Genomic DNA, 22332 nt, shown 5'->3' on the forward strand with positions numbered 1-22332 from the left:
GATTGAAGGTTTAGGATAGAAAATATATGCGGCATATTCTCCACTCTTTTTCTAGGCTAGTCATAACGTTATTGATTGTGTCTTTTGTCATTTTTTTGGTTATGGAAGCTGTCCCCGGCGATCCTGCGGAAATTATTTTGGGTATGTCCGCCGAACCCGATACGTTGGCAGCACTAAGAGCGCAACTTGGATTGGACCAGCCGCTTTTGGCGCGCTATTTCATATGGCTAACTGGACTATTGCAGGGAGATTTGGGCAATTCTTATACCTATTCTACCGCTGTGTCGGAGCTTATTGGAGAACGTCTCGCGGTTACATTGCCTCTTACCTTAATTGCCGTCGTGCTTTCTGTTCTCATCTCTTTGCCATTAGGGGTGATGGCAGCGGCAAAACCAAATAGCCCTATTGATATGTTTGCTACGTTCTTTTCTCAAATAGGCATTGCAGTCCCTAATTTTTGGATAGGTTTACTGCTTATCTTGGGGATTTCATTAACGTTTGGCTGGTTTCCTTCAGGTGGCTTTCCTGGGTGGGAAGGGAATTTTTGGCTTGCTATACAAGCGTTGGTTTTGCCTTCTATCGCACTCGCCATTCCACAAGCGGCGGTATTAACTCGAGTGACTCGGGTAGCGGTTATTGAAGTTATCAATGAGGACTTTGTGCGTACGGCGAGAGCGAAAGGCGCAACTCCGAACTACGTGTTGTGGCGTCATGTAATGCCGAATGCTTTAATCCCAGTGGTGACAATGTTGGGGATGCAGATCTCTGTCTTAATCGCGGGTGCCGTTTTGGTCGAAAATGTTTTTAACTTACCCGGTATGGGGACGTTGGCGTATCAAGCTTTAGCACAACGTGATCTTATTGTAATTCAGAACGTTGTGTTGTTTTTTGCCGCTATTGTGATGATTGTGAACTTTGTTGTCGATGCCCTTTATACGGTTTTAGATCCACGTATCAGGAGCCGCCAATGAAACGCTACCCTTGGTCGCTCATGGTTGGTGGAAGCATCACCCTTGTGCTTGTTATTGCAGCGATATTGAGCCAATTTTGGACACCGTCGGATCCAACCGCAATTAATATTGTTAATCGATTAAAGCCACCGGGAGTCGGGGGGCTATTGGGCTCGGATCATTTTGGGCGTGATGAGCTCTCAATGATAATGAGTGGAGCGTGGGTTTCACTGGGTATTGCCTTTTCCGCTATCGCAATTGGCGGATTTATCGGTACTGTCCTTGGAGTGACAGCGGCCTCGAAAAGAGGGGTATTTGAGTCATTGGTGATGCGGGTAAATGATGTTCTTTTTGCATTTCCACCGGTGCTTTCAGCAATATTGCTGGCTGCAATTCTAGGCGGTGGGCCTGTTACGATTGTTATCGCGATCGCGTTGTTTATGATTCCCGTTTTTACCCGAGTGACACGTGGGGCAGCATTACAAATATGGGCCAGAGATTACATACTTGCGGCACGAATGGCAGGAAAGAGTCACGTTAGAATTACGATTGAACACATTATCCCAAATATTGCGGCCCAAATTATTGTACAGATTTCGATTCAAACAGGACTCGGAATTTTGACCGAAGCTGGCCTCTCTTTTCTTGGTCTTGGCGTCGCGCCACCGACACCGAGTTGGGGAAGAATGTTAGCCGATTCACAAACCTATCTTTCAGTTGCTCCCCACTTAGTCTTTGTTCCGGGCTTGATGATTTGTATTGCGGTTTTGGGGCTAAATTTATTAGGTGATGGGTTGCGAGACTTAACGGATCCGAGACGGAAACAATCCACATGATGCTTGAGATTAAAGACCTAAGAGTCAAGTTTAAAAATGAAAACGACCAAGAAGTCGAAGTTGTTCATGGTATTAACTTGTCTCTCGCGAAGGGTGAAACTCTTGGTATCGTTGGCGAGAGCGGCTCTGGGAAATCGGTTTTATCGTTAGCGACGATCGGACTATTGCCTAAAACAGCCAAGGCTACAGGCGAAATCCTGTTTAACGATGAAGATATTTTGTCTAAATCCGAACAGCAAATGTGCCGATTACGGGGTTCTAAAATCGGTATGATTTTTCAAGAGCCGATGACCGCATTAAATCCCGCGATGAAAGTGGGAGCGCAAATTGCCGAAGGGCTACGGCTACACCGTAAAATGAGTCGTTCAGACGCAAATGCGGAAGTGATCCGACTATTAGATATGGTAAAAATTCCCGATGCAAAAAGAAAGATGCACGTATATCCGCATGAAATGTCCGGTGGACAACGTCAACGAGTGGGTATCGCAATTGCGTTGGCTTTAGAGCCTGATTTACTTATTGCCGATGAACCGACTACTGCTCTGGATGTTACGGTGCAAGCAGAAGTCCTCGATATTCTTGACGATTTAGTGAGTCAATTGGGGATTGCTCTGATATTGATATCACATGATTTAGGGGTGATTGCTCGCATTGCAGACCGTACGTTAGTGATGTACCAAGGAAATGAAATGGAGCAGGGGGAAACCGCACAGATATTGCGCCACCCTCGCTCAGAATACACTCGACAACTGATCGATGCTCAACCCCGGCGAGTTCGTGAAAATGCGACCTTGACGCAAGTGAATCAGGGAGAAGTGGTATGAGTGAAACACTTTTGGAAGTCATCGGTGTCTCGCGCGAGTTCAAGCTTGCAGATACCACGATTAAAGCCGTTAATGATGTCACTTTAACGCTTAAAAAGGGTGAAATTCTCGGCGTTGTCGGTGAAAGTGGTTCTGGGAAATCGACGTTGGCCCGTATGGTGATGGCACTCGATAGACCCACAGAAGGAAACATATTGTTTGAAACGTGGGATCTTTTCAAGCAACGAGCGGCTCGATTACAAACCATGAGGGTTAACTTTCAGATGGTATTTCAGGACCCATATGGCTCATTAAATCCGCGTCATAAAGTGAGTCGAATCGTCGCTGAACCTCTGCACTTGGAAGAGAACCCACCTAAAGGGAAAGCATTGCGTGAGCGAGTTACAACGCTTCTTGAAGAGGTTGGGCTATCGGCTTCTGATATGGATAAATACCCCCATGAGTTTTCCGGTGGACAACGTCAGCGCATTGCGATTGCACGAGCGCTGATTACCAAGCCAAAGTTGCTCGTTGCTGATGAAGCTACGTCTGCACTCGATCTTACCGTTCAAGCTCAGATTCTAAAATTGATTCTTAAAATGCGTGACACGCATGGTATCTCTGTACTTTTTATCACTCATAACATTGGGGTGGTTGATGCGATTTGTGACAGTGTCGCGGTGATGCAATCGGGGAAAGTCGTTGAAGCGGGGCCTGTTAGGCAAGTGCTTGATAACCCGAAAGAAGCCTACACCAAACGCCTTCTTTCTGCTGAGTTGACGTTGGATAATATTGGTCGTAAAGGCCATAGGGATATTTGATAGGGATATTAAACAATGACGGATTTTTCAAAGCTCAATACTCGAACCCTCGTGCAAGCGTATGCGAGTGGTGATACCAGTCCGACTGAGTATATGAATTGGTTAATAGAGAAAGTTGAAAGAGTAGAACCTAAAATTTGCTCTCTATATGCATTTAAACCTGAACAAGCATTGAAACTTGCCACACAATCGACGACTCGCTGGTTAAAAGGAGAACCTCTGAGCAAGCTTGACGGAGTTCCTGTAACGGTGAAAGAGTTGATCGCGACCAAAGGTGATCCGATTCCCATGGGGACCGCTGCCAGTGATAAAACTCCTGCTGAAGAAGATGCTCCAACCTCTGCACGTTTAAAAGAGGACGGTGCGATTATCTTTGCGAAAACAACATGCCCAGATTATGGGATGCTCTCTTCCGGACTCTCTACCTTTCATCATTTAAGTCGCAATCCGTGGGATTTGACTAAGAATCCTGGTGGCTCATCAGCTGGAGCCGCGGCAGCAGCAGCGGCAGGGTTGGGGCCATTGCATATCGGTACAGATATTGGTGGGTCAGTACGCCTTCCCGCAGGGTGGACTGGGCTGTTTGGTTTTAAGCCAACACTTGGGCGTATTCCTATTTATCCCTATTATACCGGGCGTGCAGCTGGACCAATGACGCGTACTGTTGACGATGCGGTTATGGTGATGCCAACGATTTCACGACCAGATCGCCGTGATACCACTTCTGTGAATTACCAGAAGTTGGACTGGGATGTTTCTGCGGCATCGATTCGAGGAATGAAAATTGGGTTAATGTTGGATGCTGGTTGCGGCATTGACGCTGAGCCAGAAGTCAAGGCAGCAGTGATTGAAGCAGCAAAGCGATTTGAAGCTGAAGGGGCGGAGATTATCGAGTTAGCACCGGTATTAAAACGTGAACACCTAGATGGTTTAGATGTGTTTTGGCGAGCTCGCTTTTGGGACACGATGCTAAAACTCACGCCTGAGAAAAGAGCGACTATTTTGCCTTATATTTATGAATGGGCAAAAACGGGCGGAGATGCAAACCCACTTGATGTAGTTAAAGGTTTCGACGGCACAATGGCGATGCGGGATGCATGCGCTGAGGTGTTTAATCGAGTTGATATCGTCCTTTCACCTGTGAATCCTAATGTTTCATATCCGGCCGACTGGGCTTCACCGACGAATGATCCACAAAAGCCTTTTGAACACATAGCATTCACTGTTCCTTGGAATATGGGAGAGCAGCCAGCGGCATCAATTAATTGTGGGTTCTCCAAATCAGGAATGCCTATTGGCTTGCAGATCGTCGCTCCAAGATTTGATGATCTTAAAGTGATTGCGTTAGCAAAAGCCTATGAACAGTGGCGTGGAGCGATTAATTGGCCATCCCTTTAATACCATAGCGCGTTTCGGCTGATTGAACTGCTTTCAGTACGGCGGTAGCCATGACTTCTGCAGCAAGAGCACCGATAACAGACACGTCTGCTTCATATTCACCCGTGGAAAGCGTAAATATGGTGTCACCATCATGAAGAGTGTGTATTGGGTTAATTACTCGAGCAAAACCATCATGTGCCATCATTGATACTTTTTGGGCTTGCGCTTTTGTCAATTTCGCATTGGTTGCAATGGTGCCAATGGTGGTATTTGACATCTTTGGGTTAATCCCAGTTGATATTATCTCTTTATATACATTGATCGTGCCGGCAAAATGAGTTTTATCTTCCGTTAACATTCCAGCAATCACTTTTCCAGAAGAGGGATCGATAACGTCACCTAAGCTATTTACTGCTACAATTGCCCCAATTACGATATCGTTACATCTTAGACTCGCAGTACCGAGTCCACCTTTCATTGCAAACTCTATTCCTTTAGTTTTACCGACCGATGCACCTGTGCCTGCACCGACGTTACCGCAGCGAGCTTCGTCATCGGTGGCGTTAACACACGCTTGGTATCCCATCGCTTTATCGGGACGAGCATGATAATCAGCAACAGGTAAATCAAACAGAACAGCACTTGGAACAATTGGAACAACACCCACACCGACGTCATACCCTCTGCCATGCTCTTCACACCAACTCATTACGCCATCTGCGCCGGCAAGTCCATAAGCACTGCCACCACCTAAATAGACGGCATGGACTCCTTGGATTAGGTTGACAGGATTGAGTGCATCGGTTTCACGAGTTCCGGGACCACCACCTGCAACGTCGACACCACAGACCGCATCTAAATCGGGTAATATCACCGTACATCCAGTTCCGCCTTGGTCATCTTGAGCATGCCCTACTTTAATTCCAGGGACATCACAGATAGAATCCAACATACTCCAGCTCCTTGCGCATTATAGTTGATCGCTTAATGGGTCATTCACGATTTGATTTCCTAACCTAACAATGAGAAATAATTTAAGCCAGTTATTTAAGCATAAAAACCCATGAATTTTTTGCATCGAATTCACTGTTCACTATTTTTTGAGCTTGAGTCTTGAACACCGGTTGCCTAACGTTAGCTGGAAGTCTATTATCGAACAGCTTTAGAGCGAGTTAACCGCTAGAAAAGCGATGTAAACTAAGTAGATTTACTACGGGCTGTTAGCATTTTATGGCAGAGGAGATCCCCGATTAAAGCGCAACCAATGAAAGATGAATCAGTTCTAATTCCTGCTATTGAAGCTAAAAAGTTACGTTGGTTATTACTTACGGCTACCATCTTCTTTGCCATTGGTATTGTGACTCCGATGATGACCGTTACTAAGTTTTTTGTCTTTGAAAATTCCTTTTCGGTGCTTTTCGGCGCGCTTGAGTTGCTGCTTGGCGGTCATTTCGTTTTGTTTCTGGTTGTCGCTGGGTTTAGTATTCTACTGCCACTACTCAAGATTTACGTACTTTATAATCTCTTATTACCCCGTAACAGATCATCACGAAAGACAAAACAATTCTTAAACCTTATGCATGAGTATGGTCGATGGGCCATGCTTGATGTCATGGTGGTTGCGGTCTTGATTGTTTCCGTCAAATTGGGAGCGATAGCCAGTATTCAAATTCATTTTGGCTTATTTGTCTTTGGTGCTAGTGTGTTGTTAATTATGCTTATCACCAACAAAATTGTTCATTTCACTAAAGTTGAAAGCGAGTTAGTGTAAACGGAAGAGCAATCGTACTCTGCTAAGTCCGACATATGCTGACATTCTCATTTCAATAATTAAGCGTTGCCGCAAGAGGGCAGTGATCACTCAATTGATATCTCTGGTCTTCTAGTGAATACAGAATTTGAGAGATCGATTTTGCGCTTATATCTGAGCTGGCAATCATGTGATCGACCAGATAGCGATGACGTTTCGTCTTACCACTCGGAACACATTCGGATTCTAGCTTACTTGATAACAGGTTCGGTGATGGCTTGGTATCCGCAGAGATTTCTCTCCACATCCAATCCCCACGATAGGTGAGATCGTGATTAAAATCACCAAGGATTAAGAAAGGCTGATTTTTCGCATTCCTTTGGTTAATCCATTCATGTAACTGCTTGCTTTGTTGTTTGAGGGTCACACAACTTTCTTCTTTTGATAGGTATTTTCCAATACACCCAGCTTTTAAATGTACTGAGAGCAGATGTATCGGTGACGAATTTTTGGGTTCAAGTACAACGTAGCTTGCGAATCTCAGTTTTCTGTTGGGAGAGAGAACAATATCTTTTGGATCACTGTAAGTGAGCGATTTGTTGATGGCGACACCAGTATATTGATTGATATCGCGATATTGGAGAGATTGATTTGATGACGTTGCTCGGTCGGACATGATGATATTAAAGTTTTTCCCGAGAACTTTGTTTAATACTCCTAAATCGTTCACTTCTTGAAAGGCAATAACATTCGGCTTGCGTTTTTCAATAATGGTTCGGTATGCATTTAAATCGGCTTTAGAACGTTTCGATTCATTAACCTGGGTTGCCTGTGTCGAACTCAGCCATTCAAAATTCCAACTCATTATATTTAGCGACTGCGCGTTAACGTTAAATGCTGTGCTAAGTAAAGCGAATAATACAAGAGGGTTTTGTATCGACAATGGCAGACTCCTTTGGTTGATTGTAGAACTTAAATTTTGCTAAAACCGGTTGATCTTGTGCAAAGCCTTATGCAGAAAGCCTGACGAAAATACTTCGCTATCTCTCACAAAAATAGAGTTTCATTATAAATTTTCACTAAATGAGACCTGTGATAAAAGATCGTAGCTATCTTATCCAAGAGCTAAATTTTCTTGATCTAAATCAATACATGTCTAGGTGATTAGAGTTTAATACACCACAACATATAGTGTCAGACAGTAAATATAAATCCCTATATAGTGTATCTGCCGATGCAACAAAAAAATCAAGGGAAGGAGAATATAATGAAACCAGTAGTGATTAAGCGTGATGGATCAAGCGCTGTATTTAACCGAGATCGTATCCAAGCAGCTGTCGAAGCGGCTGCAGACCACGGAAACAAAGAGATTGCCATTTACGCACTCAATGTAGCGTTGGCTGTCGAACTACAACTCGAAGGCAAACAGCAGGTTCACATCGCTGACATCCAAACTCTGGTTGAAAACGAATTGATGCAAGGACCGTACAAAACATTAGCGCGTTCTTACATCGAATATCGTCATGATAGAGATGTTTCCCGTGAGAAGCAAAGTGCATTGACGAGAGAAATTGAGGGGTTGATCGAAGAAAGCAACGCTGACCTACTCAATGAAAATGCGAACAAAGACGGTAAAGTGATTCCAACTCAGCGTGACTTACTTGCTGGTATCGTGGCAAAACATTACGCGAAAACTCGCATCTTACCGCGAGATATTGTGCAAGCGCACGAAGAAGGTGAGCTGCATTATCATGATTTAGATTACGCGCCATTCTTCCCAATGTTTAACTGCATGCTGATTGACCTAAAAGGTATGCTTACCCACGGTTTCAAAATGGGCAATGCTGAGATTGATACGCCTAAATCTATTGCTACTGCGACAGCGGTTACCGCACAAATTATTGCTCAAGTTGCGAGCCACATATACGGTGGTACCACGATTAACCGTATCGACGAAATTCTCGCGCCTTATGTTACTGCAAGCTACGATAAGAACCTCGAAATCGCGATGGAGTGGGACATTCATAACCCAGAAAAGTTTGCGACAGAGCGAACTGAGAAAGAGTGTTATGACGCATTTCAGTCGTTAGAGTATGAAGTTAATACATTGCACACCGCGAATGGTCAAACACCGTTTGTTACCTTTGGTTTTGGTTTGGGAACAAGCTGGCAGTCACGTTTAATTCAAGAGTCGATTTTGAAGAATCGTATTGCCGGTCTTGGCAAGAATCACAAAACACCGGTTTTCCCAAAATTGGTTTTTGCAATCAAAGATGGCTTAAACCACAAGAAATCGGATCAAAACTACGATATCAAGCAACTGGCGCTGGAATGTGCTTCTAAACGCATGTATCCCGACATCTTGAACTACGACCGGGTAGTTGAAGTAACTGGCTCGTTTAAGACGCCAATGGGATGCCGTAGCTTCCTAAATCCTTATGAAGAAAATGGCGAGTTAGTTCATGATGGACGTAATAATTTAGGGGTTGTCAGTTTAAATTTACCTCGCGTAGCAATTCAAGCTAAAGGCGATATCAACGCATTTTACGAACTGCTTGATCAGCGTTTATTAACCGCTCGTCGAGCACTAGAAACTCGTATTAGTCGCTTAGAAAAAGTCAAAGCGCGTGTCGCTCCTATTCTCTATATGGAAGGGGCATGTGGAATCCGTTTGAAAGCGGATGACTCGATTGCAGACCTATTTAAAAATGGTCGAGCGTCTATTTCACTCGGTTATATTGGGGTTCACGAAACCATTAATGCCTTGTTTGATAATGATAGCCACGTTTTTGATGATCAAATGCGTCGTGAAGAAGCGATCAAAGTGATTCAGTACTTAAAAAGAGCAACCGAGCAATGGGCAGAAGAGACTGGTTACGCATTTAGTCTTTACGGCACACCTAGTGAAAACCTATGTAACCGTTTCTGTAGTCTTGATGCAAAACAGTTTGGTGTTATTGAAGGCGTAACGGACAAGGGATACTACACCAACAGTTTCCACCTTGACGTTGAGAAAAAAGTAAACCCGTACGATAAGATTGATTTTGAAATGCCATATCCAAATCTTTCAACCGGTGGCTTTATTTGCTACGGCGAATTTCCGAACATGCGACGCAATGTCGAAGCGTTAGAGAATGTGTGGGATTACAGTTACTCACGTGTCCCTTACTACGGAACTAACACTCCAATAGATGAGTGCTACGAGTGTGGTTTTACTGGAGAATTTTCCTGTTCGAGCAAAGGCTTTGTTTGCCCTAAGTGTGGAAACCATGACTCTACGAAAGTATCGGTGACTCGCCGAGTGTGTGGCTATTTAGGCAGTCCTGATGCGAGACCTTTTAACTTCGGCAAACAAGAAGAAGTGCAGCGTCGAGTGAAGCATTTGTAAGGACAAGGTATGAACTACCATAACTATTATCCTATCGACGTGGTGAACGGGCCTGGAACTCGTGCAACGCTTTTTGTTTCTGGCTGCGAACATGCGTGTCGTGGGTGTTATAACCAGAGTACGTGGTCATTGCGCTCAGGGCACTCGTTTGATTCAGCAATGGAAGATCGAATCATTGCTGACTTGAACGATAAGCGTATTTACCGACGAGGGTTGTCGCTATCCGGCGGCGATCCAATGCATCCAGAAAATGTTGCAGATGTTTTGAATTTGGTCAAGCGTGTAAAGCAAGAATGCCCCGATAAGGATATTTGGCTGTGGACAGGGTACTTACTCGGCGAATTATCTGAGCACCAACGTCAACTTGTGCCTTACCTAGATGTTGTGATTGATGGGAAGTTTGAGCAAGATTTGGCTGACCCATCATTAGAGTGGCGAGGCAGCAGCAATCAGGTTGTTCACTATCTAACGCAGTCATCTCAGTAGTGAAATTAAGCTTATTCTTGAGCTATTAGTCACTTATTAGCAACAATTAAAAACGGCTCATACTTTGATATGAGCCGTTTTCTATTTTAGATTGTCAATTTTGCACAATACGTATTGATAATTTGGTTTAGTGGTTACGGAAGAAAGCGAGGAGTCGTTTCTGTTTCTCTGCCTCTTCAGACAACACTCGGCTGAACTTAGTGCTTTCACCGATACCGATTACATTTTCGTTGACCATCTCAACGGTGGCAGAAATGTTGCTTGAAATATCTTCTGTTACACTCGATTGCTCATTTGAAGCTGTTGCGACAAGTGTATTGATGTCAGAGATAGAGTTAACTGACTCAGATATCCCACTAAAAGCTTGTTGTAGTTGTTGGGCGACAGTCTGTGATTCATCAATTAATTTTGAGTTTGATTTCATATAATCATCGGCTTTACCCGCTTGGTCTTGAAGCTTGGTAATGATCTCTTGAATATCGACGGTTGATTGCTGAGTTTTCGCGGCTAACGAACGGACTTCATCTGCCACGACTGCGAATCCTCGTCCATGTTCACCTGCACGAGCGGCTTCAATAGCGGCATTGAGCGCGAGTAAGTTTGTTTGTTCTGAGATGCTGTTGATAACATCGATCACCGCTCCGATTTCAGTCGAGTATGATTTGAGTTGGTCGACAATTTCAGCCGATTCACGCACCGAATCGCCAATTTTTTGTGAAATCGTGTCTGAATCGCCAAGCGAGCAGTTACCGCCATCAACGTTTTTCATTGCTTCGGTCGCTGATTCGTGAGCTTGAGTGGCATTTTGACTCATTTCTAGGGCTGTACTAGACATTTCATTTACGGCCGCGGCTACCTGTTCAACCTGACAAAGCATTTGTTGTGAATTGGAATCAGCCTGTGTCATCGTCGACGCTAACGTTTCAGAGGAAGAGGAAACGTTGTCGGCAACCGACGTGAGTTGACCTACCATTGTCGAGAGTTTTTCAGCAGTTTTGTTATAGCCTTCTGCAAGCATTCCTAATTCATTGTTTCCTTGGTCGGGAACTCTTACCGTGAGATTTCCTTCCGACATCGTGGTCATTGCATTTTGCACTGTATTAATCGATGTCACTAAGTTTCTTGCGATGACAAGTGCGATGAAAATGACACCAACAGATACCGCAATCATTAATCCAACCATCATCATGACGGATTGGTCATAGATGATATCACCGTATTGACTGGCTTCTTCAGCTCCGGCTTCGTTAATGTCTGATAGTTTTAAAAGTGTATTGGAATAATTATTGTAGGCAGTTAATGATGCGCCCAAAAATAACGTTTTTGCTTCATCATTTTTATTTTGCTCAGATAACCTCAGGAGGTTGCCTTGTATAGTTAGGTAATCTTGATATTGACGCTTAAATTGCGACAGTAACTCGCGTTCTTCGCTGCTCGACACCAGTTTGCTGTAGGTATTAACTGAATCATTGACGTCGTTTTTAACACTATTGATCGAAGTTGTTGCACTGCGTATTTGAGAAGAGTCAGTAGAAATAATATGCACGGCTTCTTGGTTACGAAGATCAGCTGTTTGTGTATTAATCCGTTCTACAAGTTGAACGGAAGGTAACCAATTTGTTGAAATCACCGTTGATTGGTGGTTGATAATTTGCATTTCGTAAATGGATAAAAGCACTAAGCCAATTAATGCAATAATTGGGATGCAAAACCCACCCAATAATAGCTTACTGATCTTGATGTTTTTCATGCTGATGTTCTCTTTAAAATGGGCAAATAAGAAATAAAATGAGTAGAATTTTAGTATGATGTGAAAGTAGTTACCTAACACCATCCTGTATATACTAGTTGCTACTTTTGAGTTTTGTCGGAAATGTGACAAATTTTTTCTACGTGTTTTTGTGTTTGTTTAGGACGACAGTGTCACATCTAAGATTCTGTTATTATTTAACTATATTTCAATGAATGATTGACGATGAAAACCATTTACCAGATCAATGAATCAGATTATGTATTCGCTTATATGCTTTCTCGACGCCTGAGTCGATCGAGCTGGTTTATTCGCGGGTTCGTTGTATGCGTGTTTATCGCGGCGTATGTATGGCTTCCATTGGCTTTAAAACCCATCATTGTGAGTATCGGGGTCGTGGGGTTTGGGATCTGGGTTGTTGCTAGGTTAGGTTCGCCACATATTGCTCGGCGCTATTACCGACGACATAAAGCGGTACGAGAGCCTTATAGTATTGAGTTATTTCCGGAGTCTGTCGTGATTGCATCGACACGAGGTCGTTCACGCCTTCGGTGGAATACCATTCACAGTTGGCGTGAGGATCAACATAATGTGATTATTTTTCTTTCAGCGAAACAGTTCTATATTGTGCCGAAGCGAATAGCTGAAACGGGATTCAGCATTGATGAATTACTGCTGCGGTTACGCCAATTTTGATCATTAGCGAGTTTTTAGATGTTTTTGCAGTTTATCACCTGTGAAATCAAGCAGGGGATTGAGACTAATTATGTTTCGGGAGAAGTAGAACCTTGAGAAATCTTAAACTAAACTCCAATTAAGTCATCATAAATGAAAAGTAAAATCTCATTATTGTCTACTAGACCAAGGGAAAATGTAGATGTAGATGCCATTTATTAAAAATAGCCATGTAGTACTACGTTTTATTTTTATACTTAAATGTATGCGAGTAAAACGAACTGAGAATATATACGATGAGAGCCATTGATATGACTATAGGTGAAGTAGCAAAGCTAGCTGGTGTTTCAAAAACAACAGTGAGCTGTGTTATCAATGGCCAAGCAGCCCAAAATCGCATCAGTAAAGAGACGCAAAAACGAATTATGACCATTGTTAAGCAATACAACTCTCAGCCAACTCGCCCTGACTCGGTACTATCTGACGATGAAAGCCGTTGTTTTGGTTTGATTATTACGGATATTGAAAATACGAGTAACGCTCGATTTATCAAACGATTCGAAAAGCTGGCTCGTGAAGCAGGATTTACGGTATTGGTCTCAAGTACTGAAGATGATCCGGAAATAGAAAAGTCGATTGCACAAGCACTCGTTACTCGTCGGGTCGATGCACTAATTGTTGAAACGTCCCTAGGTGATGGGACGGGCTTTTACAAAGCGATTCAAGACACCGGAACGCCTGTTATTGCGATAGACCGTTCGTTAGATGATGAATTTTTTTCGTGTGTTATTAGTGAAGATTTTGGCGCTGCATTTGATTTGTCTGCCTCTATCATTTCTCCAAGTATCACGTCAATTGGGCTGATTGGAGCACTGCCTGAATTAAGCGTATCACGCGAGCGACAACTAGGCTTTGAATTTGCGGTGAAAAAGAAGGGGATCCGCTCTGTTGTCGCACATGGCCAATCGTTTAGTCGTGAAGAAGGCGCACGCTTGTTTTCAGAATGGGTAGAGCAAGGGTGTGTGCCTGATTCTATTGTGTGTACATCACATAGCCTTCTTGAAGGCGTATTAGATGTGCTAAATCAGCACGATGAACTGCTGAGTATGGTTCGTTTGGCAACTTTTGGAGATAGTAACTTGCTAGACTTTTTGCCATTTCGGATCAACTCTGTACCTCAGCAATATGACTTGTTTGCGAAAAGCGCTCTAGCGTTTGCTTTAGATGCTGCAGATCATAATTACCAATCCGGTGTTGAACTCATCCCACGTATCTTGAAAGTGCGTAAGAAATAAGATTTATCTCCCATTTCATCCTGTGTTAACGGCTGTTGATTGCTGTATGATTAAGTCATTCGTGGCTAACACATTCTAATTCATGAAATTTATCCATACCTCTGATTGGCATCTAGGGCGAAGCTTTCACAATCGCTCTCTTATCGATGATCAAGCTTATATATTGCGCCAATTGACTCGTTATCTCGGTGAGCATTCTGATATCGATGCACTACTGATTGCTGGCGATATTTATGACCGCTCAGTGCCACCAACTGTCGCAATTGAATTGTTAGAACAGGTTATTGATCAAGTCTGTCAAAAGCTTAACGTGCCGATTATCCTAATTCCAGGAAACCATGATAGTGCCGTGCGTCTGGGGTTTGCTGCTTCTCATATGAGTGGCTCAGGGCTGCATATCTTATCCGAAATCAAATCGATCACAACACCGGTAATTTTAGAAGACAATAAAGGTCAACAGGTGGCATTTTACGGTATTCCATACGTGGATCCAGAATTCATTCGTAACGACTTTTCAGTACAAATAAAAACCCATGATGAGATGTATCAGTTTTTGATTGGGGAAATTACCCGTGACATTAATTCGAATATTCCTAATGTGCTTCTTGCCCATTGTTTTGTGGATGGTGCCGATGAATCTGATTCAGAGCGCCCCTTATCATTAGGTGGGTTAGATAAAGTTCGTCCGAGTCAATTTGAAGCTTTTGATTACGTCGCCCTCGGTCATTTACATCAACCTCAAAAGAGAATCAAAGAATCGATTCGTTATTCGGGTTCGTTGTTGAAATACAGTTTTTCAGAGCATCAGCAGAATAAGTCAATGACGATTGTTGAGCTGAATGAAGATGGAGAGTTTTCCACGACTCCGTTGAAATTTAGTCCGATGCGTGATGTTCGGGTTATTGAAGGTGAGCTTTCCGCTATTATCGAAAATGCGAGCAGAGATGCGCATTCAGAGGATTATCTATTAGTACGCCTGCTAGACAAACATGCGATGCTCGATCCTATGGAAAAACTGCGAACAGTGTATCCCAACGTACTCCATATCGAAAAGCCGGGCTTAATGCGAGAAGGTTTAGATATGCCAAGTTCAAGTCAGCTAAAACGTGGTGAGCTCGATATGTTTGGTGATTTCTTCCAAGAAATTCAAGGTGAAGCGCTCACCGATTCGCAATTGGAAGTGATCAAACAGACTTTGAGTGAGATTAATCAAGGTGGAGGTGAATAATGCGTCCACTAAAGTTAACTCTATCTGCGTTTGGCCCTTTTCCTCATCAGGAAAATATTGACTTTGGTAAGCTTGGTCATACGCCCTTTTTCTTGATTAATGGCCCGACGGGGAGTGGCAAAAGTACCATTTTAGATGCGATCTGTTATGCCTTGTATGGTTCAACCACCGGTAATGAGCGCACTGGTGACCAAATGCGCAGCGATCTCGCCAGTGAAGGCACTGAAACTCAAGTGTGTTTCGAGTTTGAATTGGGGGAGCGGCGATTTAGAATTGAACGTAAGCCAGAGCAGTGGCTCCCAAAGCAGCGGGGGACGGGGTTAACTCGACATGTGCACCGAGCATCTTTAGAGCAGTGGGTGTCAGAAGATTGGGAAACTGTCGCGGTTAAACCGAATCCCGTGAACACGAAAATCAACGAACTGATTGGCTTGAGCGCCGATCAATTTCGCCAAGTCATGGTGATTCCTCAAGGTAAGTTTCGTGATTTATTACTGGCCAGTTCTAAAGATCGAGAACAGATCTTCGGGCAATTATTTAGCACCAATGTTTACAGTCGTTTAGAGAGTGCATTGGCAGAACAAGCGAGTGGAATTAGAAAGGAAAAAGACGCATTTGATCAGCAGCTGAAAGGTATTTTAGATTTAGTTAGCGTGGAGAATGAACCGGAATTGGTGAGCAAGTTGGATGAGCTTGCTCCTGAGCTTTCACATGTTAAACAAGAATGTGATGTGTTAGCGAAAGCGCTGGATGATGCAAAACGTAGTCATCAGAAACAAGAACATCTTGTTTCACGTTTTGCTTTGAGAGATCAATTATCTCAACAGATAAGTCTAAATACGCAGAAGCGCACTGAGATTGAAGACCAAAGAGTGGTGCGAGACCGAGCGTTAGAAGCACAAAAAATTGCTCACTTACATCTTGCTCAAGTTGAAAGTGATAAAAAAGTAGCGACCTTGAGTTTGACATTAGAGAAGTTACGCGCTCAAGAACAGACGTTAAATCAACATATAAAAACCGCAACCATTGAGCTTGATAAAGCGACTAAGGCTTTGGAAGCGAAACCGAAATTGCAACAAAATATATTTGAGATTGAGCAGCAACAAGATCGACTTTCTGAGATTCAAAAGCTACAAAAAAGTATCGAGCAATCAAATGGAAAGCTTAGTGCAACCGGGCTTAGTATTACTAAGAAACAGGAAGAATTAGTCCGTTATCAAACTAAACTTGATCAACTTGAACGCGATAGTAAAGTCGCCAGTGATAGTAAGCAGCAAATTGCGCTGTTGCGTTTAGAACTTGAAAAGCTGTCATCGGTTAAAAAGATGCTTTCTCAACGCAGAGATTTAGCTCAACAAGACGCTAAACTCAATAATCAGTTAACAGGTTGGTTGAAGACATTAGAAAAACAGCAACTGCAAGAGCGCAGTGCAAGAGCCGAAGCATTAAAACTGGAAGGCCAGTGGTTGCTGAATCAAGCCGCTAATATTGCCCAGACCTTAGGTGAAAATAGCCCGTGTCCAGTATGTGGTTCCCTTGAACATCCAATACCTGCGCAATTTTCAGGTGACACGGTCACTAAAGAGCAAGTTGATAAGGCCCGCCAACACGCAACTCAGTCGGAGCTAAAACTCAAGGAGATTGAGAATACTATCTCATCATTACGTCTAGAGCTTGAGCGCATTTCTCAACAAATAAAAGGACTTAATGTCGATGTTATGGCGCTTTGGTATGGTTCAGAAACAGAACTTGAAAGCCATTACACTGTCACAAATAATGGACTCAATGAGCTCACCAATCTCGATTTAGACATTATTAATCAACGTTTAGAAAAAGGGCGTGCTCTGGTTGAGCAAGGTAATGCAGAGCTTGTGACACTTGATAAGCAACGAGAACAATGCGCTCTTGAAGTCGCAAGTTATCAAGCACGATTAGATACGTTAATGTTGGTGGATATAAAAGCAGTGAGTCGAAACCAACTGGAGATTAAACTTAGCGAACTACGCACTCAGGTATTGTTAATCGATCAACATTTTGAGAAAGCGCAGAAAGATGTTACGGATTTAAATACGCAATTAACCGTTATCGAAACCAAACTGACGAGTGGCGAGAAAGAACTGCAGCAGTCGACGGCCCAACACCATATAAATTGTGAATCATGGGAAAGCGGGCTCACGGATAGCCCATTTAGTCATCTGCAGGAGTATCAGAACGCGTTTAGAGAAAAAGAAGACATAGACAGGTTAAGTATTGAAATTAAAACCTTTGATGAATTACAGGTCAAATTGTCGTCACAGCTTGAACAGATTAAAACGGAACTGGTCGATCAAGACCTCCCTAATCTAGATCTTAGCCAACTGAAGATAGAGCGTGCAAACGAGGAGCTCGTCAATCGTTCTGCGCAGCTAAGCAAAACTCAGTCCCGTTACGATGCGCTACACAGCGCTCATTCGCGCTTAGAAGTACTTAAGAAGAGAAATCAGGTACTAGAAGAAGAGTATAAGATTTTAGGGACGTTAAGTGATGTGGCCAATGGGAAAAACCATCTTCGAGTGAGTTTACATCGCTTTGTGCTAGGAGTACTACTAGATGACGTTCTAATTCAAGCATCCATTCGTTTACAAGCCATGAGTTTTGGTCGCTATCATCTTGTGCGCAAAAATGAACGCAATAAAGGTAATGCAAGTTCAGGGCTCGATTTGTTAGTCGAAGATTCCTACACCAGTAAAACACGTGATGTCGCGACCTTGTCAGGAGGAGAGTCGTTTATCGCGGCATTGTCACTGGCATTAGCCCTTTCGGATGTTGTCCAAGCTCACAGTGGCGGAGTTCGTTTAGATACATTGTTTATTGATGAAGGTTTTGGCAGTTTAGATACAGAATCACTCGATCTTGCAATAGAGTCGCTTATCGAGCTGCAGAAAGGAGGACGTACGATAGGAATTATTTCTCACGTCAATGAATTGAAAGAACAGATGGAAAGCAGGATTGATATAGGAAGAAGTGAGCATGGCAGCAAAATTACGCTCATTTCCTCACAATAGTGAATGACATCATAAATCATATGAAATAATGATTTTGTGTAGGTCATTGCTATAATAGTGGCTTCTTTTATACATTTTGGTTCTGATAAACACAAAAAAGGTTATCGTACATATTTTATGGATTCGATTAAGCAAATTTATCATGATTCCGAGCCTAACCTTTCGCCGATTGGGTGGGGGGGATTTATATGTTTCCCTTTATTCTATTTTATTTGGGCCGAACTCTTTCCTCAGCCTTATGAGAATTTAGTTTTTCGCCTGTTCCTAGGCTTTATGATGCTTGCTATTGTGAAGCGTCGCTCTGTTCCTGTAAGGTTTCAGAAATATCTACCCTATTATTTCATCGTCATGACGACGATGTGCTTACCCTATTTCTTTTTCTATATGTTGGTGATGAATAATTGGTCCAACGTATGGGGTATGTCATGTATGTCGGCTATTTTACTCCATGTACTCATTGTTCCGCGGGCAAAAATTGTATTTTGTCAGGTAGTGGTTGCAGTTTTAGCGGCCTATCTGGCAGTATTTTGGGAGATTGGGTATGCACCGTTCACCGTGGTCGACTGGCCACAAGCCTGTATTTTTATTTTCGCATACGTTTTGGGTGAAGTATTTGTACACCGAAATCAAAGCACCTATGAGACTCAAGTCTCTATAGCTAAATCTTTTGGAGCCGGTATTGCTCACGAAATGCGAAATCCAATGAGCACGATTAAGACGTCTGTCGATGTTCTTAAAGCGCTAACACCGGTTCCAGATGAGTCAGATTCAACGCTAAATATTAGTAAGAAAGATCTTGTACAGATTCATGCGGTATTAAACGATGCAGACAATGTTCTTCATTCTGCGAGTGATGCGATTGATCTATTACTGGCTTCTATCGATAGCAATCGCATTAGTTCGACAAGCTTTAAACGTTGCAAGGCTTCAGAGGTTATTCGAGATGCAATTTTTAGCTTTCCATATAAAGAGAGTCGAGATAGAAACCGAGTTAATATTATTGTCCACGATGATTTTGAATATTTTGGAAGCCAAACGTTACTCAAGTACTCGATATATAACTTACTTAAGAATGCTTTTTACTATAACTATTCTGAAACGTTTTTTATTCAAATAGAGCTGATGCAATATGGTGCTAAGAACGTTATTCGAGTTCGTGATAATGGCGTTGGTGTTGAGAATGATATACTCGAGCATATTTTTGATGACTTTTATTCTTCTGGGAAACACGATGGTTTCGGATTAGGTTTACCATTCTGCCGTAAAGTAATGGAGTCTTTTGGTGGTACTATCACCTGCCAATCTGAGGTTGAGCAATGGACCGAATTCGAACTTAATTTTCCTTTATATGAGTCCAGTAAGGTTAGGGATACCAAATCGAATGTTCTGAAAACCAAGCATGTCTTATATATTGGAGAAAGAGATGAGATAAGTGGTAACCTGGCATCATGGGCGAACTCCCAAGGTTTTAATTATAGCCGGATGCACCTTCATCGAGCCTGCCACTCGAAAAGTACCTACTTTGACTTGGTCATCGTTGATATTGAAAAAGCGTACTTTCAGCTAACTGATTTGCTTGCATTTGAAGATAATTTGCATTTTTCAAAGTCTAAAATTTGTTATTTACATGATAAGAACAGTAATTCAGTACATACACTGCCTAACAATTTAGGCGCGCTTTTAGTGACATCACAGCGTTGGAAAGAAGAAGGGAATGAATTACTGGATGAATTAATATTCAATAATCATCAGCCTGAACGTCAAAAGTACCAACTCTCTATTAAGCCTTATAATCGTAGGGTCCTGATAGTTGATGATAATCGCTCTTTACGAATGATTACGTCGATTCTTTTAGAAAGAGAAGGCTATATCGTTGAACAAGCTCAAAATGGCCGAGAAGCGTTAGAGTTGATCCGGGCGCATCAATATGACGTGGTATTACTTGATATAGAAATGCCTCAGCTTAATGGATTAGAGCTGACTTCGTTGGTTCGTTCCTCACATGAAGATTTTAATAATATCGTGATTATTGGTTACACCGGAGATAACAGTCCAGCGACGATTGAGCAGTTGCGTGAAGCTGGTATGAATGACTATCTTGTCAAACCCGCAGATAAGCAGGTTCTGCTAACTCAATTAGAGAAGTGGTGCTCTAAATGATATCCACTCATCCCGACATATTTAAACCTTTCAATTATGCACATTGTTTAATTGTGACTACTATTATAATTGGTATCTTGTCTGTAAACTTATCGTCATTATATTACTAGAGTGAGTCTTTGTGATTACACAGTTAATTTGTTTGGTTCTTGTTGTTGTTGGTTTACTCCTTATTGTTTCTAGTATCCGGCCGATTTATCGTATTTCTAAACTAGAAAAACTTTCTGGTTGGTTGATACTGACCTTTCTTTTGGTTTTCTTCGTATTTGGTTATGGTTTTTTCTTTTTTGACTTGTTCGTGAGTGAAACAGTAGATAGTACGCGTCAGTTTATTTCTATGATTATGTTTGGAGGTTCAGTTTTTGTCGCTCTGGTGTCTAAACTTTCTTTTCAAACGATTTTAAAAGCGAATACGTTTGCTGAACATCAATCCCATTATGCACTCCATGATAATTTAACGGGCCTAGCGAACCGTAAATACCTCTTCGATACGTTAGAGCTGAAAATATCAGAGCAAACATCGTTTGTGTTACTATTTATCGACCTAAACAACTTTAAACATATTAATGATGGTCTCGGCCACCAATTTGGCGACAAGTTTTTAAAAGTGGTGTCCAATCGGTTAGCGACCAGCCTTTTAGATATGAGTAAAATATACCGAATTGGCGGCGATGAATTTGCGTTAGTTATTGAGGAAAGTGAAACTCTTGGCGTCAGTCGGGTCATCGATAAAATGCATCGCAGTATTGAAGCTCCCGTCATGGTCGACAATTATCCTATGAAAATCTCTATTAGTGTTGGCGCTACGCGATACCCATTAGATGGAAATGCAGTTGAGACGTTGTTCAAACAAGCCGATCTCGCAATGTATGAGTCGAAACGCAAACAAAATTATTTAGAATATTACCATTCTGACATGGGCGAGGCCTCATACGAACGGCTGAATCTGCTTATTCAATTGTCAGAGGCCATTCGCAATAGTGAATTTGAGGTTTATTATCAGCCGATTGTCGATGCGACTAGTGGCATCATAGTAAGCTATGAAGCCTTAATTCGCTGGCCTCAACACGATGGGAAGTTTATTCCACCAGATAAATTTATTCCACTGGCAGAGAAGAGCGCTCTTATTTGTTCGATTACTAAACGGGTAATTGAACAAGTATCGAAGGATATTTTAACTTTTCGACAGAGAGGGTTTGATGGCAGCGTGCACATTAACTTATCCGCTAAAGATCTACTGTCATTGGATCTATTATTGCAGCTTGACCATTTAATTGAAGAGGGGAGCCTTAAATTTGGTGATGTCTCATTTGAAATCACAGAAAGTGCAATGCACGAAGATTTGGATAAAACCAAGCATGTGATGACAGCAATGAACCGCCGAGGTTTTACATTTAGCATCGATGATTTCGGTACAGGGTTTTCGTCTTTGGTATTACTGCGAGAGCTACCGATTGAACAAATCAAAATCGACAAGTCATTTATTTTGGGATATCACGATGACGAAACCAATCGTTCAATTATTAATTCAATTTTAAACTTAGCTCAAGATATTAACTGTAGTGTGGTTGCAGAAGGCGTCGAAACCATAGAAATACGACAAAAACTGCAAGACTTGGGATGCTGCTATTTACAGGGGTATTTGTTTTCTAAACCGCAACCGTTGTCAAATATTGATCTAACAGTTAAGCAATATAAAAACCACTCCTCTGATTCTTATCAAAATTAATGCCTCATTAACATCATCAGATAAATTATCTTTATGT

The 22332-nt window shown here is 42.3% G+C and carries 16 protein-coding genes and 1 pseudogene; 14 read left to right on the top strand and 3 right to left on the bottom strand.

The genetic code is table 11. From position 1 onward, the window contains the following. Positions 1 to 26: 26 nt before the first annotated feature. The 5 genes from ACXJY6_RS11360 to ACXJY6_RS11380 are packed head-to-tail and all read left to right on the top strand — an operon-like array spanning position 27 to position 4808. Entirely contained in the window at positions 27 to 971 is a 945-nt protein-coding gene (locus ACXJY6_RS11360; RefSeq protein ID WP_456050353.1) for an ABC transporter permease, read from the top strand. Then, the gene (locus ACXJY6_RS11365) at positions 968 to 1786 is read left to right on the top strand and encodes an ABC transporter permease (protein ID WP_458768399.1); all 819 of its coding nucleotides are present in this window, start codon (positions 968 to 970) and stop codon (positions 1784 to 1786) included. The genes ACXJY6_RS11360 and ACXJY6_RS11365 overlap by 4 nt, the downstream gene beginning before the upstream one ends. Next, positions 1783 to 2610, top strand: coding sequence for an ATP-binding cassette domain-containing protein (locus ACXJY6_RS11370; protein WP_456050355.1), 828 nt, complete (start codon positions 1783 to 1785; stop codon positions 2608 to 2610). Before ACXJY6_RS11365 ends, ACXJY6_RS11370 begins: the two co-directional genes overlap by 4 nt. Further along, complete coding sequence (locus ACXJY6_RS11375; RefSeq protein ID WP_456050356.1) at positions 2607 to 3410, top strand: ATP-binding cassette domain-containing protein; 804 nt, start codon at positions 2607 to 2609, stop codon at positions 3408 to 3410. Before ACXJY6_RS11370 ends, ACXJY6_RS11375 begins: the two co-directional genes overlap by 4 nt. Before the next feature lie 15 nt (positions 3411 to 3425). Further along, a complete protein-coding gene (locus tag ACXJY6_RS11380) occupies positions 3426 to 4808 on the top strand; it encodes an amidase (protein ID WP_458768400.1) in 1383 nt (460 codons plus the stop codon). On the opposite strand, the gene ACXJY6_RS11385 is transcribed toward ACXJY6_RS11380, so the two are convergent. Next, the gene (locus ACXJY6_RS11385) at positions 4789 to 5742 is read right to left on the bottom strand and encodes a P1 family peptidase (protein WP_458768401.1); all 954 of its coding nucleotides are present in this window, start codon (positions 5740 to 5742) and stop codon (positions 4789 to 4791) included. The genes ACXJY6_RS11380 and ACXJY6_RS11385 overlap by 20 nt on opposite strands. A gap of 312 nt (positions 5743 to 6054) precedes the next feature. Here ACXJY6_RS11385 and ACXJY6_RS11390 point away from each other — a divergent pair, with 312 nt between their 5' ends. Next, on the top strand, positions 6055 to 6561 hold the full coding sequence (locus ACXJY6_RS11390) for a paraquat-inducible protein A (RefSeq protein WP_458768402.1): 507 nt from the start codon (positions 6055 to 6057) through the stop codon (positions 6559 to 6561). A gap of 52 nt (positions 6562 to 6613) precedes the next feature. Here the strand turns inward: ACXJY6_RS11390 and ACXJY6_RS11395 are convergent, their stop codons facing one another. Continuing rightward, the gene (locus ACXJY6_RS11395; protein ID WP_458768403.1) at positions 6614 to 7483 is read right to left on the bottom strand and encodes an endonuclease/exonuclease/phosphatase family protein; all 870 of its coding nucleotides are present in this window, start codon (positions 7481 to 7483) and stop codon (positions 6614 to 6616) included. 324 nt (positions 7484 to 7807) lie between these two features. Here ACXJY6_RS11395 and nrdD point away from each other — a divergent pair, with 324 nt between their 5' ends. Both nrdD and nrdG read left to right on the top strand, forming a co-directional pair. Further along, positions 7808 to 9928: an anaerobic ribonucleoside-triphosphate reductase gene (nrdD, locus tag ACXJY6_RS11400; RefSeq protein WP_458768404.1), complete on the top strand. Its 2121-nt coding sequence runs from the start codon at positions 7808 to 7810 to the stop codon at positions 9926 to 9928. A 9-nt stretch (positions 9929 to 9937) separates the two neighbouring features. Beyond that, entirely contained in the window at positions 9938 to 10414 is a 477-nt protein-coding gene (gene nrdG, locus ACXJY6_RS11405) for an anaerobic ribonucleoside-triphosphate reductase-activating protein (RefSeq protein WP_456050363.1), read from the top strand. 127 nt (positions 10415 to 10541) lie between these two features. Here nrdG and ACXJY6_RS11410 read toward each other — a convergent pair. After that, positions 10542 to 12152 (bottom strand): annotated as a pseudogene (locus tag ACXJY6_RS11410) (methyl-accepting chemotaxis protein); the annotation flags it as partial. 237 nt (positions 12153 to 12389) lie between these two features. Here ACXJY6_RS11410 and ACXJY6_RS11415 point away from each other — a divergent pair. The 6 genes from ACXJY6_RS11415 to ACXJY6_RS11440 all read left to right on the top strand — a co-directional run bounded on the left by ACXJY6_RS11415 (position 12390) and on the right by ACXJY6_RS11440 (position 22295). Further along, positions 12390 to 12860 carry a YcxB family protein gene (locus tag ACXJY6_RS11415; protein WP_458768405.1) on the top strand — a complete coding sequence of 157 codons (471 nt, stop codon included), beginning with the start codon at positions 12390 to 12392 and terminating at the stop codon, positions 12858 to 12860. Positions 12861 to 13150: 290 nt separating this feature from the next. Then, positions 13151 to 14134 (top strand): catabolite repressor/activator, encoded by a 984-nt coding sequence (gene cra / locus ACXJY6_RS11420; protein WP_456050366.1) that lies wholly within the window; start codon positions 13151 to 13153, stop codon positions 14132 to 14134. An 82-nt stretch (positions 14135 to 14216) separates the two neighbouring features. Further along, on the top strand, positions 14217 to 15362 hold the full coding sequence (locus ACXJY6_RS11425; RefSeq protein ID WP_458768406.1) for an exonuclease SbcCD subunit D: 1146 nt from the start codon (positions 14217 to 14219) through the stop codon (positions 15360 to 15362). Beyond that, the gene (locus ACXJY6_RS11430; RefSeq protein ID WP_458768407.1) at positions 15362 to 18406 is read left to right on the top strand and encodes an AAA family ATPase; all 3045 of its coding nucleotides are present in this window, start codon (positions 15362 to 15364) and stop codon (positions 18404 to 18406) included. The genes ACXJY6_RS11425 and ACXJY6_RS11430 overlap by 1 nt, the downstream gene beginning before the upstream one ends. 117 nt (positions 18407 to 18523) lie before the next feature. Then, positions 18524 to 20566: a hybrid sensor histidine kinase/response regulator gene (locus ACXJY6_RS11435; protein ID WP_458768408.1), complete on the top strand. Its 2043-nt coding sequence runs from the start codon at positions 18524 to 18526 to the stop codon at positions 20564 to 20566. Positions 20567 to 20687: 121 nt separating this feature from the next. Continuing rightward, entirely contained in the window at positions 20688 to 22295 is a 1608-nt protein-coding gene (locus ACXJY6_RS11440) for a putative bifunctional diguanylate cyclase/phosphodiesterase (RefSeq protein ID WP_458768409.1), read from the top strand. Positions 22296 to 22332: the final 37 nt, after the last annotated feature.

The organism is Vibrio phycocola (assembly GCF_054404255.1).

Bases quoted from the DNA above. Each gene is read 5' to 3' on its own strand.
- ACXJY6_RS11360 (WP_456050353.1), top strand. From the start codon at position 27: ATGCGGCATATTCTCCACTCTTTTTCTAGGCTAGTCATAACGTTATTG.
- ACXJY6_RS11365 (WP_458768399.1), top strand. From the start codon at position 968: ATGAAACGCTACCCTTGGTCGCTCATGGTTGGTGGAAGCATCACCCTT.
- ACXJY6_RS11370 (WP_456050355.1), top strand. From the start codon at position 1,783: ATGATGCTTGAGATTAAAGACCTAAGAGTCAAGTTTAAAAATGAAAAC.
- ACXJY6_RS11375 (WP_456050356.1), top strand. From the start codon at position 2,607: ATGAGTGAAACACTTTTGGAAGTCATCGGTGTCTCGCGCGAGTTCAAG.
- ACXJY6_RS11380 (WP_458768400.1), top strand. From the start codon at position 3,426: ATGACGGATTTTTCAAAGCTCAATACTCGAACCCTCGTGCAAGCGTAT.
- ACXJY6_RS11385 (WP_458768401.1), bottom strand. From the start codon at position 5,742: ATGTTGGATTCTATCTGTGATGTCCCTGGAATTAAAGTAGGGCATGCT.
- ACXJY6_RS11390 (WP_458768402.1), top strand. From the start codon at position 6,055: ATGAAAGATGAATCAGTTCTAATTCCTGCTATTGAAGCTAAAAAGTTA.
- nrdD (WP_458768404.1), top strand. From the start codon at position 7,808: ATGAAACCAGTAGTGATTAAGCGTGATGGATCAAGCGCTGTATTTAAC.
- nrdG (WP_456050363.1), top strand. From the start codon at position 9,938: ATGAACTACCATAACTATTATCCTATCGACGTGGTGAACGGGCCTGGA.
- ACXJY6_RS11415 (WP_458768405.1), top strand. From the start codon at position 12,390: ATGAAAACCATTTACCAGATCAATGAATCAGATTATGTATTCGCTTAT.
- cra (WP_456050366.1), top strand. From the start codon at position 13,151: ATGACTATAGGTGAAGTAGCAAAGCTAGCTGGTGTTTCAAAAACAACA.
- ACXJY6_RS11425 (WP_458768406.1), top strand. From the start codon at position 14,217: ATGAAATTTATCCATACCTCTGATTGGCATCTAGGGCGAAGCTTTCAC.
- ACXJY6_RS11430 (WP_458768407.1), top strand. From the start codon at position 15,362: ATGCGTCCACTAAAGTTAACTCTATCTGCGTTTGGCCCTTTTCCTCAT.
- ACXJY6_RS11435 (WP_458768408.1), top strand. From the start codon at position 18,524: ATGGATTCGATTAAGCAAATTTATCATGATTCCGAGCCTAACCTTTCG.